Source organism: Pseudomonas rhizosphaerae (assembly GCF_000761155.1).
Taxonomy (GTDB): domain Bacteria; phylum Pseudomonadota; class Gammaproteobacteria; order Pseudomonadales; family Pseudomonadaceae; genus Aquipseudomonas; species Aquipseudomonas rhizosphaerae.
The window spans coordinates 393822-407925 of the sequence record NZ_CP009533.1 but is presented as its reverse complement, the minus strand read 5'-3'; the positions used below and the strand labels follow the sequence as shown (position 1 = coordinate 407925).

Sequence of the window (14104 nt, the reverse complement as noted above, 5' to 3'; positions counted from 1 at the left end):
CAATGCGCGCTTTAACCCTGCACTTGAAGATCCTGATCACCGCGCTGGTGGCCCTGGGCATCGCCATTACCGCCTATCAGATTCTGGTACTCGGCATCCCGGTGACCGAAGACGAGACCGACGACCTGTGGAACATCGATGCCAAGGTCGAGTTCGTTGCCAGCGCCAAGGACCCGGTGAAGGTGCAGATGTTCGTGCCGCCGCTGAGCCGCGACTACGTGAGCCTCAACGAGAGCTTCATCTCCAACAACTACGGGGTCAGCGTCAACCGGCTGGACGGCAACCGCAAGGTGACCTGGTCGGCGCGGCGTGCTTCGGGCAACCAGACGCTGTACTACCGCCTGGTGCTGACCAAGCGCTACAGCGGCGAAAAGCTCAAGGTCAAGGGGCCGATCTTCCGTGACAGCCTGGCCGTGGAAGGCCCGGAGAAGATCGCCGCCGAAGCCTTGCTGGCACCCATTCGCCAGCATTCGGCCGACGTCGAAACCTTCGTCGGCGAAACCATCAAGCGGGTCAACAACCTGGCCGACGACAACGTCAAGCTGTTGCTGGCCGGTGACACCTCGACATTGCACAAGGCGCGGATCATCGATCTGCTGCTGTCCATCGCCCACGTGCCGATGGAAAAGGTCCATACCGTGCGCCTGCTCGCCGACCAGGCGCAGACGCCGGAACTGTGGCTGCGCAGCTTCAACGGCAGCGACTGGCTGTACTTCAACCCGGACACCGGCGAGCAGGGCCTGCCCGAGGATCGCCTGTTGTGGTGGACGGGCGACGAGAATCTGGTCAGCGTCGAGGGCGGGCGCAAGGCAACCGTGACCTTCACCATGAACAACAGCGAAATGAACGCCATTCGCCTGGCCAAGCTGACCGACGAAAACACCGACGCCGATTTTCTCGAGTACAGCCTCTACGGCCTGCCGCTGCAGACCCAGCAAACCTTCATGATCATGGTGATGATCCCGATCGGTGTGCTGGTCATTCTGATCCTGCGCAACCTGATCGGCATCCAGACCCTGGGCACCTTCACGCCGGTGCTGATCGCCCTGGCGTTCCGCGAAACCCAATTGGGCTTCGGCATCATCCTGTTTACGGTGATCACTGCGCTGGGGCTGTCGCTGCGCTCCTACCTGGAACATCTGAAGCTGCAGATGCTGCCCAGGCTGTCAGTGGTGCTCACCTTCGTCGTGGTGCTGATTGCCGCGATCAGCCTGTTCAGTCACAAGCTGGGCCTGGAGCGCGGACTGTCGGTGGCGCTGTTCCCGATGGTGATCCTGACCATGACCATCGAGCGCCTGTCGATCACCTGGGAAGAGCGCGGCAGCGGGCATGCCTTGAAAGTCGCGGTGGGCACGCTGTTCGCCGCCTCCCTGGCGCATCTGTTGATGAGCGTGCCGGAGCTTGTGTACTTCGTGTTCACCTTCCCGGCGATCCTGTTGATCCTGGTGGGCTTCATGCTTGCAATGGGCCGCTACCGTGGCTATCGCCTGACCGAACTGGTGCGCTTCAAGGCCTTCCTCAAGCAGGGCGACTCCTGATGTTCGGCCTGTGGAAGACCTGGAAAGCGCTGGAAGCCCGCGGCATCATGGGGATCAACCGGCGTAACGCCGACTATGTGCTCAAGTACAACCGGCGCAGCCTCTACCCCATCGTCGATGACAAGATCATCACCAAGGAACGGGCGATTGCAGCGGGCATCCATGTGCCGGAAATGTTCGGGGTGATTTCCACGGAAAAGCAGATCGATCGCCTGGACGAGATCATCGGCGGGCGCAGTGACTTCGTGGTCAAGCCAGCCCAGGGCGCAGGCGGTGACGGCATCCTGGTGGTCGCGGACCGCTTCGAGGAGCGCTTTCGCACGGTGTCGGGCAAGATCATCAGCCGCGCCGACATCGAGCACCAGATTTCCAGCATCCTGACCGGGTTGTATTCGCTGGGTGGGCACCGCGACCGTGCCCTGATCGAATACCGGGTAATCCCCGACCAGATCTTCAAAAGCATCAGCTACGAAGGTGTACCGGACATCCGCATCATCGTGCTCATGGGCTACCCGGTCATGGCCATGCTGCGGCTGCCGACCCGACAATCGGGGGGCAAGGCCAACCTGCACCAGGGCGCCATCGGCGTGGGCGTCGACCTGGCCACCGGGGTGACCCTACGCGGTACCTGGCTCAACAACATCATCAGCAAGCACCCCGACACCACCAACGCGGTGGACGGCGTGCAACTGCCCAACTGGGACGGCTTCATGCGCCTGGCGGCCGGCTGTTACGAGCTGTGCGGGCTGGGCTACATCGGCGTCGATATGGTGCTGGACCAGGAGAAAGGCCCGTTGATCCTCGAGCTCAATGCCCGTCCCGGCCTGAACATCCAGATCGCCAACGACTGCGGCCTGACCCTGCGCACCCAAGCCGTCGAAAAACACCTGGAAGAACTGGCCGCCGAAGGCATCACGGAAACCGCAGAAGAGCGCACGCGGTTCGTCCAAGCCCTGTTCGGCCACGTGCCTGCCGTGGTGACCTGAGGGCAGGCGCTACGCCGCCCTCACACCCACGGCCCGGGTGCATTACAATCCCAGCCCCGTCACTGGCCACCGACCGACCATGCCAACCTGCTCGCTTCACGCTCTCCCCTACCTGGCCGATCCGGCGCCCTATTTCGCTGCGGTCCGCCACGCGCCGGGCGCTGTGCTGCTCGACAGCGCGCAGCCGATTGCCCAGCGCGGCCGTTTCGACCTGATCAGCGCCTGGCCGCTGCAGACCCTGGGCACCCAGGCCGGCGAGTCGGGCCAGCAGTATCTGCAACGTGCGCGCCGCGCGCTCGCCGGATTGGGCCCAGCGCAACTGCCTGTGGGGTGCGAGCTGCCGTTCGCCGGCGGCTTGATCGGCTACCTGAGCTACGATTTCGGCCGCAGGCTGGAGACACTGCCAGAGCCCAACCGCGACGACCTCGACCTGCCCGACGCCAGCCTTGGCCTGTATGCCTGGGCGCTGATCAGCGATCACCACTTGCAGACCAGCCGACTGATGTTCCACCCCGCGCTCGATGCACGGGAACGGCAACGCCTGGTCGACCTGTTCGCCCAGCCGGCCCGGCTCGCCGCGCAGCCCTTCCGGCTGCATGCGCCGATGGCCCCGGACCAGACCCCGGAGCAGTACCGAGGGGCATTCGACACGGTGCAGGCCTACATCCAGGCCGGCGACTGCTATCAGGTCAACCTGACCCAGCGCTTTCGCGCGGCTTGCACAGGCGATCCATGGACGGCCTATCAAGCCGTGCGCGCCGCCTGCTCCACGCCGTTTTCCGGCTATCTGCAGTTGGCCGACGGCGCGGCGCTGTTGAGCTTTTCCCCGGAACGCTTCATCAAGGTCAGCGCAGGTCACGTCGAAACCCGGCCGATCAAGGGCACCCGCCCCCGCAGCCTCGACCCCGAGGAAGACGCACGCCAGGGTCGCGAGCTGTTGGCGAGCGCCAAGGACCGTTCGGAAAACCTGATGATCGTCGACCTGCTGCGCAACGACCTGGGCCGCACTTGCCGGATCGGTTCGGTACGGGTGCCGCAGCTGTTCGCGCTGGAAAGCTACCCCAACGTGCATCATATGGTCAGCGCAGTCACCGGTGAGCTGGCGGCGGACAAGGACTGCCTGGACCTGATCGCTGGCAGCTTCCCCGGTGGCTCGATCACCGGCGCACCGAAAATCCGCGCCATGCAGATCATCGACGAGGTAGAGCCGACCCGGCGTGCCATCTATTGCGGCTCGTTGCTGTACCTGGATGTGCGCGGCGAAATGGACAGCTCCATCGCCATCCGTACGCTGCTGGTCAAGGACGATCAGGTCTGCTGCTGGGGCGGCGGCGCCATCGTGGCCGACTCGCAGTGGCAGGCCGAATACGAAGAGTCGATCTTCAAGGTCCAGGTGCTGCTGGACACCCTGGCCGGGCTCTGATCCCGGCCATGCCGCCCGGCGTTTTTTGTTACCATTGCGCGACATAGAGCGCCCAGCGCCACTTTGACCAGGAAGCCGCCTGATGAGCCAGCCCTTCGATGTCGCCGAGATGGCGACGACCTACGCGAACAAGTCCCCCCAGGACATTCTCAAGCTCGCCTTCGCCCACTTCGGCGACGACCTCTGGATTTCCTTCAGTGGCGCCGAAGACGTGGTGCTGGTGGACATGGCCTGGAAACTGAACAAGAACGTCAAGGTATTCAGCCTGGACACCGGCCGCCTGCACCCGGAAACCTATCGATTCATCGAGCAGGTGCGCGAGCACTACAAGATCACCGTTGAACTGGTCTCGCCGGACAACGCTTTGCTGGACCCTTTCGTCAAGGAAAAGGGCCTGTTCAGCTTCTATCGCGATGGCCACGGCGAATGCTGCGGCATCCGCAAGATCGAGCCGCTGCGGCGCAAGCTCTCGACCGTCAGTGCCTGGGCCACCGGCCAGCGGCGCGACCAGAGCCCGGGTACCCGCAGCCAGGTGGCGGCAGTGGAAGTGGACGGCGCGTTCTCGACGCCCGAGCGCACGCTGTACAAGTTCAACCCCTTGGCGCAGATGAGCAGTGAAGAGGTGTGGGGTTATATCCGCATGCTCGAACTGCCCTACAACAGCCTGCACGAGCGCGGTTTCATCAGCATCGGCTGCGAGCCGTGCACGCGGCCGGTATTGCCCAACCAGCACGAACGCGAGGGGCGCTGGTGGTGGGAAGAAGCCACTCAGAAGGAATGCGGGCTACATGCCGGCAACCTGATCGCCAAGACCTGACCATTATTAGCAAGCCCTGATTACCAAGCGCCAAGCCCGGCAGCGACGCCCGTCGCTGCCTTCAATGTTGCGGCTCGATCAATGCTCGGGCAGCTCGACGCCTTCGAACAACGCTTCCAGCTCCTGCTTGTTATGGCACTGGATGGCCTTGGCCATGACCTCGCGGGTGAGGTGCGGCGCGAATTTCTCGATGAAGTCGCACATGAAGCCGCGCAGAAAGGTGCCACGGCGAAAGCCGATACGGGTCACGCTGGATTCGAACAGATGGTCGGCGTCCAGCACTACCAGGTCATTGTCGAGCTTGGTATCGACGGCCATCTTGGCCACGATCCCCACCCCCAGACCCAGGCGCACATACGTCTTGATGACGTCGGCATCGGCGGCGGTGAATACCACCTTGGGCGCAAGGCCACGGCGCGAAAACGCTTCGTCCAATTTGGAACGGCCGGTGAAACCGAACACGTAGGTGACGATCGGGTATTCGGCGAGCGCTTCCAGGGTCAGCTTCGGCACCTTGGTCAGGGGATGCCCCTGGGGCACCGCGATGCAGCGGTTCCAGCGGTAGCACGGCATCATGATCAGGTCACCGAACGAATCCAGGCCTTCAGTGGCGATGGCGAAATCAACGGTGCCGTCGGCGGCCATTTCGGCGATCTGCATCGGTGAGCCCTGATGCATGTGCAGGGCCACGTCGGGGTACTGTTTGATGAAGCTGCTGATCACCGTTGGCAGGGCATAACGCGCCTGGGTGTGGGTGGTGGCAATGGACAGCGTGCCCTTCTTCTCGTTGGAGAATTCCTGGGCGATCTGCTTGATGCTTTCCACCTTGCGCAGGATCTCGCCGGCCGTGGTGATGATGCGCTCGCCGGCCGGAGTGACGCGGGTCAGGTGCTTGCCGCTGCGTGCGAAGACTTCAACACCCAATTCGTCTTCCAGCAGGCGGATCTGCTTGCTGATACCTGGCTGCGAGGTATACAGGCTTTGCGCTGTGGCGGAGACGTTGAGGTCATGGTGCGCTACCTCCCAGATGTAGCGCAGTTGCTGAAGCTTCATATGAATCCCTCACACAGGAAAACCGCCAATCGTCGGCGACGGGTTATAACGGGTTTATAACTATATTAAAGGTTGTAACAAGAAATCTAGAACTTTTTATTAAATTTGTAGGAAAAATAACCAACCAGGTACTCAGCTTTTCATGCGGCTGCGGTGCTCGGTCAAGGGGACCATATAGATCGGCACGGGCGACAACTGCAGCACACGGGTGGCCGTGCGCCCCAGCGAGACGTCGAAGGCGGCCCCGTGGCTGTGGCTGCCCAGGACCAGCAAGTCCACGGCCAGGCGCTGGGCCTGGTCGAGAATGACCTGGGCCGGATCGCCCTGGCGCACACGCACGGCGCGGATCAGGGCGAGGTCCGGTTCGTCGTCGCCCAGGTCGCTGCGCAGACTCTGCAGGACCTTTTCCTCGATTCCCGCCATGACGGTGTTCAACCCATGGTTGTGCAGGCGGTCCAGGGTGGACTCGTCCAGATAGCTCTGCAGCACCGATTCGGCGATCAGGCCCATCGGCTCCACGGCGTGGATCACGTACAGCTGCGCATTGAAGCTGCGCGCCAGGGCGACGGCGTGCTGCATGACGAACGGGGCGTACAACCCCAAGTCAGTGGCGTACAGCATGGAGCGGATCATGCGACCTCCGAAGTGGCCAAGGCGACAGGGCACACTTGAGCGTAGCAGCGCCGCCCGCAGTGCACCGGTCGTCGGCATCGCAATGGCACAAATCCGTTGTCTGCGAGCGCTCTAACGCGCTAAGGTTCCACTCCCCCGCCGCTCATAATCATGCTGTGCCTCGCCGTGCGGGGTTCGCTGGCGGCCGGCACCCGTGACCTGACGAGTAACACGATGGCTGACCTACCGATCGACGACCTTAACGTCGCCTCCAACGAAACCCTCATCACCCCTGCGCAGCTCAAGCGGGAAATTCCGCTCAGTGCCGCCGCGCACAAGACGGTGGCCGCTGGCCGAGAAGTGGTGCGCGATATTCTCGATGGCCGCGATCATCGCCTGTTCGTAGTGATCGGCCCGTGCTCGATCCACGACATCGATGCGGCGCACGAATATGCCCGACGCCTGAAGGCGCTGGCCGCCGAGGTCTCCGACACCCTGTACCTGGTAATGCGCGTGTACTTCGAGAAGCCGCGCACCACGGTCGGCTGGAAAGGCCTGATCAACGACCCGTACCTGGACGACTCGTTCAAGATCCAGGATGGCCTGCATATCGGTCGGCAATTGCTGCTGGACCTGGCCGAGATGGGCCTGCCCACCGCGACCGAGGCACTCGACCCGATTTCGCCGCAGTACTTGCAGGACTTGATCAGTTGGTCGGCCATCGGCGCGCGCACCACCGAATCCCAGACCCACCGCGAAATGGCGTCGGGCCTCTCCTCGGCCGTGGGTTTCAAGAACGGTACCGACGGCGGCCTGACCGTTGCCATCAACGCATTGCAGTCGGTGTCCAGCCCCCATCGCTTTTTGGGCATCAACCAGGAAGGCGGCGTTTCCATCGTCACCACCAAGGGCAACGCCTACGGCCATGTGGTCCTGCGCGGCGGTAACGGCAAGCCCAATTACGATTCGGTCAGCGTGGCGGTGTGCGAGCAAGCGCTGGAAAAGGCCGGCATCAAGGCCAACATCATGGTCGACTGCAGCCATGCCAACTCCAACAAGGACCCCGCGCTGCAACCGTTGGTGATGGAAAACGTGGCCAACCAGATCCTGGAAGGCAATCAGTCGATCATCGGCCTGATGGTGGAGAGCCATTTGAATTGGGGCAGTCAGTCGATTCCCAAGGACTTGGGCGACTTGCAATACGGCGTATCGGTCACCGATGCGTGCATCGACTGGGCCAGCACTGAGAAGACCTTGCGCAGCATGCATGCGAAACTCAAGGATGTACTGCCCAAGCGTACTCGCTGACCACAGGCGCCGGGTCAGTCGAGCTTTCGGTTACCCGGCCTCTTGATCACAGCGTTGTGCTTCCGTGGTTTGACCTGCAACTACAGCTTGGCCGCCCGCCGCTGGTGCCGTTCCATGTAGCGTTCGACATACGAACAGGACGGAATCACCGTATAACCGTTGCGTTCGGCGTAGTCCAGGGCCTGCTCGGTGAGCGCCGCTGCAATGCCACGTCCGCGCAGGGCGTTGGGCACGAAGGTGCGATAGATGTCCAGGGTCTGTTTGCCCAGGTCCATGTAGGTCAGGTACGCACGGTGGCCGTCGATGTTGGTTTCGAACTGATGACCGGCCTGGTCGTGGTGGATCGATAGCGCCTCGCTCATCGCATTTCCTCGCGGGTCTTGGATTTTGGTGTCTACCTTACCGCCCTTTGTACAACGAAGAAACAGTTGTGCAGAGGTGTACTGTTTTTGTCATCAAGAGCGCTCATTCTGCGTGCGCCCGTCCTCAAACAATGCCGCCCGTGCTAGTTGATGGTCGTGGCACTGCATCGATGATCGCCTCCAAAATCCGTTCGACTTTCCATCGACGCGAGACATTCACCCCATGCCTTAGTTCATGCGCCTGGCAATTAAACAGCGCATGAGTAAATACATTTACACCCCGGTTCAACCAGCCCTAGACCGTGGGTTCTAGGTTATGTTCCACACCTTGGAGCGTTCGTGGATTTTTTTTCATCTCTTGCGCTGCGTCCGTTTACTTACTACAAGTAATGAGTAGTATGTACGGCGGCTAGTTTCTCATTCATGAGAAATGGCTACTTAAAAGAATGTCCTTCGAAGGGGAACACAATGAACAACGCTCTGAAATTCTCTGCACTGGCCCTGGCCGCCGTTCTGGCTACCGGTTGCAGCAGCGCATCCAAAGAAACCGAAGCTCGTCTGACCGCTACCGAAGACGCCGCTGCACGTTCGCAAGCCCGTGCCGACGAAGCCTACCGCAAGGCTGACGAAGCACTGACCGCTGCTCAGAAAGCTCAGCAGACTGCTGACGAAGCCAACGAGCGCGCCCTGCGCATGCTCGACAAGGCAAGCCGCAAGTAACAGCTTTTCGAGGCTGTAAAAAAACCGACCCACTGGGTCGGTTTTTTTATGCGTGCACCCAAAGGGCAGATCAAGGCGCAGACGGACTGCCCGGTGCGCTGCTGATCATCGGCGCGCCCGGTACGGCGATCTCGACGGGCAGGCCATCTTCTGCGGCAACCACGTCGCGCACCACGTCCCAGTTCATTTTGATATCTGGCGCGAAGTCCCTGCGATTGAGCAGCGCGTTGATGACGGCGGTATGCCTGTCCAATGCGACCGGATCGCCTTTGTCGGTCAGTTGCGCATGGGCTTCCAGGTACACCTTGCCGCCGCTCATGCCGAACTTGTAGGACTCGTTCATGATGCGCACAGCAGTGCCTACTGGCACCATGCTCGCCAATTCCAGCACGTTGTCGTTGTACATGCGGAAACAGCCGTGGCTGGTGCGCATGCCAATGCCGAACTGCTTGTTCGAACCGTGGATCAGGTAGCCCGGCAGGCCGAGAGTGAACTTGAAAGGCCCCAACGGGTTGTCGGGACCGGCTGGCACCACATTGGGCAGTGGATCGCCGTCGGCAGCATGCTCGGCCTTGATGGAGGCAGGAGGCGTCCAGGTTGGATTGGGCGTCTTGGCGGTGACCTTTGTCACCCCGATGGGCGAGCCCCACCCTTCCCGGCCGATGCCTAACGGATAGGTACGTACGACGTCCTCGCCCTTGGGGTAATAATAAAGGCGGTACTCGGCCAGGTTGATGACGATGCCTTCGCGCGGACCCGGCGGCAGGATGAAGCGGGTCGGCAGAACGATCTGCGTGCCGGCACCCGGCAGCCAGGGGTCGACGCCGGGGTTGGCGGCAACCATTTCCAGGTAGCCGAGGTCGTTGGCCGTCGCGATGTCGGCGAAGGTGTCCTCGTACTTGGCCGTGATGGTCTGCACCTGGCCGATGATGTCCTCACCCGGAGGCGGCAACGGAAACTCCAGCGCCATGACCGGGGCAGCCACGAATGCGACGGCCAGCGACAGGCAGCGAGTGAAGACGGAAAGACTCGGCGGCATCCAGGAAATCCTTGATCGAACTGAACGGAACAATGCTGCGATTGTACGCGCAGATGCCGGGCAGGTGTAGACAGACACCCTTGGCTCCGATCAGGGGATCGATTGCAGCTCCGGCCACACCGGCCGCGTGCCTTTGCGCTGGGCGAACAGAATGGCCCGGCACAGCTTGCACAGGCGCTGATCGCGGAAGATCAGCTTGTGCACTTCCAGCCAGCGCGGCTGGGCCGGCAGCAAGGTGCCGCACAAGGTACGGTCTATCGAGCCTCCCAGTTCCAGCTGACGCGCCGCCAGATGCACCCGGCTTTCCTGGCAGGCGAACAGGTCCAGCTGATCATCGGGCTCGATCAGTTGATAGGCAAACAGAGACCAGGCGGGACGCGGCATCGGGGGCTCCAAACAGGGGGCGCCACATTAGCCGAAAGCCAGCATCCAGAAAAGCGTCAAAGCAACGGTTTCAGCGTCGGCCAGACGTTTTCCAGCAGTTTGCCCTGGGCACCGGCGGTGGGATGCACGCCGTCGGCCTGCATCAGTGTCGGCACCCCGCCCACGCCTTCGAGCAGAAACGGCACCAAGGCTACTTTTTTCTCCTGCGCCAGTGTGTGATAGACCTGGGCGAACGCCTGGGTGTAGCGCGCGCCGTAGTTGGGCGGCAGCTGCATGCCCAGCAACAGGACCTCGGCGCCGGCCTCGCGGGAGCGGTCGATCATCGACGCAAGATTCTGTTGCAATTGCGCGACAGGCATCCCGCGCAGGCCGTCGTTGCCGCCCAGCTCGAGCAGAACCAGGTCCGGCTTATGCGCTGCAAGCTGCGCGGGCAGCCGCGCCAAGCCGTTGGCCGAGGTGTCGCCGGTGATCGAGGCATTGACCACCTTGTCGCTGAAACCCTGCTGCTTCAGGCGCTGCTCGAGCAACGCGACCCAGCCGGCGCGGGTATCCAGGCCGAAAGCCGCGCTGATACTATCGCCAACGATCAGTACGGTACCTGCCGCTGCACTCTGGGCAGCCAACATCAGGCCCAGGCCAGCACTCATCAACCACATTCGCATCGGGACTCTCCATGGGCGCAAGCATTCTCACAGCGCGGAACCTTAGCAAAGTGGTTACCAGCGCGGAAGGTGAACTGACCATACTGCACGAACTCTCGCTGCAATTGGCGAAAGGCGACAGCCTGGCCATCGTTGGCGCCTCGGGTTCGGGCAAGTCCACCCTGCTCGGCCTGCTGGCCGGCCTCGACCTGCCCAGTGCGGGCAGCGTGACCCTGGCCGGACAGGACCTGGGCACTCTCGACGAAGACCAACGTGCCCGTGTGCGGGCCGAACACGTGGGTTTCGTGTTCCAGTCGTTCCAACTGCTCGACAGCCTCAACGCCCTGGAAAACGTCATGCTGCCGCTGGAGCTCGACGGGCGCAAAGATGCCCGCGAACATGCGCGCACGCTGCTTGAGCGGGTAGGCCTGGGCCAGCGCCTGACCCACTCGCCACGCCAACTGTCAGGGGGTGAGCAGCAACGCGTGGCGATCGCCCGCGCCTTTGCGGCCGAACCGGACGTGCTGTTCGCCGATGAACCCACCGGCAACCTAGACAGCCACACCGGCGAGCGCATCAGCGATCTGCTGTTCGAACTCAACAAGGAGCGCGGCACGACCCTGGTGCTGGTGACCCACGACGAGCGTCTGGCGCACCGCTGCCAGCGCCTGATCCGCCTCGATGCCGGGCGCCTCGTCGCGCCTCTGGAGCCCTGATGGTCGGCTTGCCGATGTTCCGCCTGGTGGCCCTGGCCGCCCGGCAGTTGCTGCGTGATGCCCGCTCTGGTGAGCTGCGCGTGCTGTTCTTCGCCTTGCTGGTGGCCGTCGCCGCCAGTACTGCGATCGGCTATTTCGGCGCCCGCCTCAATGGCGCGATGCAGCTGCGCGCGACCGAGTTTCTCGGCGCCGACCTTATTCTGCAAGGCAGCAGCCCGGCCCGCCAGGAACAGATCGACGCTGGCAACCAGGCCGGTCTTGAACACGCGCGGGTGGTCGAGTTCGCCAGCGTCATTGCCGCCGACAGCGGCATCCAGCTGTCCAGCGTCAAGGCAGTCGACGCGGCCTATCCCTTGCGCGGCGAACTCAAGAGCGCGGCGCAACCTTATGGCGAGGAAACCGCCGGCGCAGGCCCAGCCTCTGGTGAAGCCTGGGCGGAATCGCGGCTGCTGGCGGCGTTGAATCTGAAGGTTGGCGACACTCTGGACGTGGGCAGCAAGACCCTGCGCCTGGCGCGTGTGCTGACCTATGAACCGGACCGTGCCGGCAACTTCTACAGCCTGACGCCTCGAGTGATGATCAACCTGCAGGATCTGGCCGCCACCAACGTGGTGCAGCCAGGTAGCCGGGTGACCTACCGCGAACTCTGGCGCGGCACGCCCGAGCAACTGGCTAGCTATCAGCAGCAACTGGAATCGGCGCTCGAGCCTAACCAGCGTCTGCGTGACTCCAAGGACAGCAACCAGCAGATCGGTGGGGCCCTGGGCAAGGCCGAACGCTACCTGAACATGGCCAGCCTGGTGGCAGTGCTGCTGGCTGGCGTAGCAGTGGCGATGTCGGCCAGTCGCTTCGCCGCGCGACGTTTCGATGCCAGCGCTTTGCTGCGCTGCCTGGGCCTGTCGCGGCGCGAAGTGATGTTGATGTTCTGCGTGCAGCTGGCCTTGCTCGGCGTGCTGGCCTGCCTGAGCGGCGCACTGATCGGCTGGCTCGCGCAATTGGTGCTGTTCCAGATGCTGCATGGCTTGTTGCCCGCAGTGGTTCCGGCCGGGGGCGTATTGCCCGCGCTGGCCGGCATCGGCACCGGGCTGGTCGCACTGGCCGGGTTCGCCCTGCCACCGCTGGCAGCCCTGGGCGCGGTGCCGCCGCTGCGCGTGTTGCGTCGTGACCTGCTGCCGGTGCCGACCAGCACTTGGCTGGTGTACGGTACCGCGCTGCTGGCCTTGGGTTTGATCATGTGGCGGCTGAGCCTGGACCTGGTGCTGACCTTCGCGCTGCTCGCCGGTGGCCTACTGGCCGCGCTGATCCTGGGCGGCTTGCTGCTGCTGGGTTTGAAAAGCCTGCGACGCTTGTTGGCCCGCTCCACCCTGCCCTGGCGTCTGGGCCTTGGCCAACTGCTGCGTCATCCATTGGCTGCCGCCGGCCAGGCCCTGGCCTTCGGCCTGATCCTGCTGGCCATGACACTGATCGCGCTGCTGCGTGGCGAGTTGCTGGACAACTGGCAGAACCAGTTGCCCAAGGATGCGCCGAACTATTTCGCCCTGAACATCCTGCCGGACGAGCGCGATGCCTTCGCCCGTCACCTGCAGGACGCCGGCGCGCGCGCCGCACCTTTGTACCCGGTGATGCCGGGCCGTCTGGTCGACATCAACGATGCGCCGGTGCAGGAGTTGGTGGAAAAGGACTCGCGCGGTGAACGCGCGGTGCAGCGTGACCTCAGCCTGACCTGGGCCGAGCATCTGCCCAACGGCAATCGAATCACTGCAGGCCAGTGGTGGAGCGACGCTCAGAACAAGGACCTGCCCGGCGTATCGGTCGAAGAAGGCGTTGCACAAAGTCTGAAACTGAAGCTAGGCGACCGCTTGACGTTCAACATCGGCGGCTCCAACCGCGACGCCGTGGTGACCAGTCTGCGCACGGTGGACTGGAACAATTTCCAGCCCAACTTTTTCATGATCTTCCAGCCCGGCACCTTCGACGACCTGCCGACCACTTACCTGACCAGCTTTTACATCGCGCCCGGGCATGATTCGCAGGTGGTCGAGCTGTCTCGCGCCTTCCCTGCGGCGACCATATTAGGGGTCGAGGCGCTGCTGGAACAGCTGCGCAGCATCCTTGCTCAGGTGACACTGGCGGTGGAATACGTGCTGTTGTTCGTGCTGGCAGCGGGTATGGCGGTGCTGTTTTCCGGGCTGCAAGCCACGCTGGACGAACGCATTCGGCAAGGCGCGTTGCTTCGCGCGCTGGGCGCCGAGCGCCGGCTGCTGGTCAAGGCCAGGCGCATTGAATTCGGCCTGCTGGGCGCCGCCAGCGGTGTGCTGGCCGCACTGGGTAGCGAACTGATCAGCTTTGTGCTGTATCGCTATGCGTTCGACCTGGTGTGGGCTCCGCACCCCTGGTTGCTCTGCCTGCCGCTGATCGGTGCGCTGCTGGTGGGTGGTGCGGGTGTGTTCGGCACTCGCCGGGCATTGAATGCAAGCCCGTTGCAAGTGCTCAGGGAGGGCTGAA

At 63.0% G+C, this 14104-nt stretch carries 14 protein-coding genes; 8 read left to right on the top strand and 6 right to left on the bottom strand.

Annotated features, from left to right (window positions below; all coding sequences use genetic code 11):
- Window positions 1-2: 2 nt before the first annotated feature.
- From rloB to LT40_RS01870, 4 genes are all read left to right on the top strand, one after another.
- Window positions 3-1538 carry an osmotic stress tolerance membrane protein RloB gene (gene rloB, locus LT40_RS01885; protein ID WP_043185754.1) on the top strand — a complete coding sequence of 512 codons (1536 nt, stop codon included), beginning with the start codon at window positions 3-5 and terminating at the stop codon, window positions 1536-1538.
- Complete coding sequence (locus tag LT40_RS01880; protein ID WP_043185752.1) at window positions 1538-2524, top strand: alpha-L-glutamate ligase-like protein; 987 nt, start codon at window positions 1538-1540, stop codon at window positions 2522-2524. Before rloB ends, LT40_RS01880 begins: the two co-directional genes overlap by 1 nt.
- 79 nt (window positions 2525-2603) lie before the next feature.
- Complete coding sequence (pabB, locus tag LT40_RS01875; RefSeq protein WP_043185749.1) at window positions 2604-3947, top strand: aminodeoxychorismate synthase component I; 1344 nt, start codon at window positions 2604-2606, stop codon at window positions 3945-3947.
- A gap of 82 nt (window positions 3948-4029) precedes the next feature.
- Window positions 4030-4764, top strand: coding sequence for a phosphoadenylyl-sulfate reductase (locus LT40_RS01870; protein ID WP_043185745.1), 735 nt, complete (start codon window positions 4030-4032; stop codon window positions 4762-4764).
- 78 nt (window positions 4765-4842) lie between these two features.
- On the opposite strand, the gene cysB is transcribed toward LT40_RS01870, so the two are convergent.
- Together cysB and LT40_RS01860 are read right to left on the bottom strand one after the other, a co-directional pair.
- Entirely contained in the window at window positions 4843-5817 is a 975-nt protein-coding gene (cysB, locus tag LT40_RS01865; protein ID WP_043185743.1) for an HTH-type transcriptional regulator CysB, read from the bottom strand.
- 132 nt (window positions 5818-5949) lie between these two features.
- Window positions 5950-6450 carry a universal stress protein gene (locus LT40_RS01860; RefSeq protein WP_043185741.1) on the bottom strand — a complete coding sequence of 167 codons (501 nt, stop codon included), beginning with the start codon at window positions 6448-6450 and terminating at the stop codon, window positions 5950-5952.
- A 213-nt stretch (window positions 6451-6663) separates the two neighbouring features.
- Here LT40_RS01860 and LT40_RS01855 point away from each other — a divergent pair, with 213 nt between their 5' ends.
- Window positions 6664-7737: a 3-deoxy-7-phosphoheptulonate synthase gene (locus LT40_RS01855; protein ID WP_043193240.1), complete on the top strand. Its 1074-nt coding sequence runs from the start codon at window positions 6664-6666 to the stop codon at window positions 7735-7737.
- An 80-nt stretch (window positions 7738-7817) separates the two neighbouring features.
- Here the strand turns inward: LT40_RS01855 and LT40_RS01850 are convergent, their stop codons facing one another.
- Window positions 7818-8099, bottom strand: a complete 282-nt coding sequence (locus LT40_RS01850; protein ID WP_043185738.1) for a GNAT family N-acetyltransferase — start codon at window positions 8097-8099, stop codon at window positions 7818-7820.
- A 468-nt stretch (window positions 8100-8567) separates the two neighbouring features.
- Between LT40_RS01850 and LT40_RS01845 the strand changes: the two genes are divergently transcribed.
- Window positions 8568-8819, top strand: a complete 252-nt coding sequence (locus LT40_RS01845) for an Lpp/OprI family alanine-zipper lipoprotein (RefSeq protein WP_043185736.1) — start codon at window positions 8568-8570, stop codon at window positions 8817-8819.
- Between the two features lie 70 nt (window positions 8820-8889).
- On the opposite strand, the gene LT40_RS01840 is transcribed toward LT40_RS01845, so the two are convergent.
- The 3 genes from LT40_RS01840 to LT40_RS01830 all read right to left on the bottom strand — a co-directional run bounded on the left by LT40_RS01840 (window position 8890) and on the right by LT40_RS01830 (window position 10904).
- Window positions 8890-9858: a L,D-transpeptidase family protein gene (locus LT40_RS01840; protein ID WP_043185733.1), complete on the bottom strand. Its 969-nt coding sequence runs from the start codon at window positions 9856-9858 to the stop codon at window positions 8890-8892.
- 90 nt (window positions 9859-9948) lie between these two features.
- Entirely contained in the window at window positions 9949-10242 is a 294-nt protein-coding gene (locus LT40_RS01835; RefSeq protein WP_043185731.1) for a hypothetical protein, read from the bottom strand.
- A 56-nt stretch (window positions 10243-10298) separates the two neighbouring features.
- Complete coding sequence (locus LT40_RS01830; RefSeq protein ID WP_043185727.1) at window positions 10299-10904, bottom strand: arylesterase; 606 nt, start codon at window positions 10902-10904, stop codon at window positions 10299-10301.
- Between the two features lie 11 nt (window positions 10905-10915).
- Between LT40_RS01830 and LT40_RS01825 the strand changes: the two genes are divergently transcribed.
- Complete coding sequence (locus LT40_RS01825) at window positions 10916-11599, top strand: ABC transporter ATP-binding protein (RefSeq protein WP_043185725.1); 684 nt, start codon at window positions 10916-10918, stop codon at window positions 11597-11599.
- On the top strand, window positions 11599-14103 hold the full coding sequence (locus LT40_RS01820) for an ABC transporter permease (protein WP_043185721.1): 2505 nt from the start codon (window positions 11599-11601) through the stop codon (window positions 14101-14103). The genes LT40_RS01825 and LT40_RS01820 overlap by 1 nt, the downstream gene beginning before the upstream one ends.
- Window position 14104 lies beyond the last annotated feature (1 nt).

Coding starts and splice junctions, on each gene's coding strand:
- LT40_RS01860 (WP_043185741.1), bottom strand. CDS start 6,450: ATGATCCGCTCCATGCTGTACGCCACTGACTTGGGGTTGTACGCCCCG.
- LT40_RS01830 (WP_043185727.1), bottom strand. CDS start 10,904: ATGCGAATGTGGTTGATGAGTGCTGGCCTGGGCCTGATGTTGGCTGCC.
- LT40_RS01845 (WP_043185736.1), top strand. CDS start 8,568: ATGAACAACGCTCTGAAATTCTCTGCACTGGCCCTGGCCGCCGTTCTG.
- LT40_RS01855 (WP_043193240.1), top strand. CDS start 6,664: ATGGCTGACCTACCGATCGACGACCTTAACGTCGCCTCCAACGAAACC.
- pabB (WP_043185749.1), top strand. CDS start 2,604: ATGCCAACCTGCTCGCTTCACGCTCTCCCCTACCTGGCCGATCCGGCG.
- LT40_RS01880 (WP_043185752.1), top strand. CDS start 1,538: ATGTTCGGCCTGTGGAAGACCTGGAAAGCGCTGGAAGCCCGCGGCATC.
- LT40_RS01835 (WP_043185731.1), bottom strand. CDS start 10,242: ATGCCGCGTCCCGCCTGGTCTCTGTTTGCCTATCAACTGATCGAGCCC.
- LT40_RS01870 (WP_043185745.1), top strand. CDS start 4,030: ATGAGCCAGCCCTTCGATGTCGCCGAGATGGCGACGACCTACGCGAAC.
- LT40_RS01850 (WP_043185738.1), bottom strand. CDS start 8,099: ATGAGCGAGGCGCTATCGATCCACCACGACCAGGCCGGTCATCAGTTC.
- LT40_RS01820 (WP_043185721.1), top strand. CDS start 11,599: ATGGTCGGCTTGCCGATGTTCCGCCTGGTGGCCCTGGCCGCCCGGCAG.
- rloB (WP_043185754.1), top strand. CDS start 3: ATGCGCGCTTTAACCCTGCACTTGAAGATCCTGATCACCGCGCTGGTG.
- LT40_RS01825 (WP_043185725.1), top strand. CDS start 10,916: ATGGGCGCAAGCATTCTCACAGCGCGGAACCTTAGCAAAGTGGTTACC.
- cysB (WP_043185743.1), bottom strand. CDS start 5,817: ATGAAGCTTCAGCAACTGCGCTACATCTGGGAGGTAGCGCACCATGAC.
- LT40_RS01840 (WP_043185733.1), bottom strand. CDS start 9,858: ATGCCGCCGAGTCTTTCCGTCTTCACTCGCTGCCTGTCGCTGGCCGTC.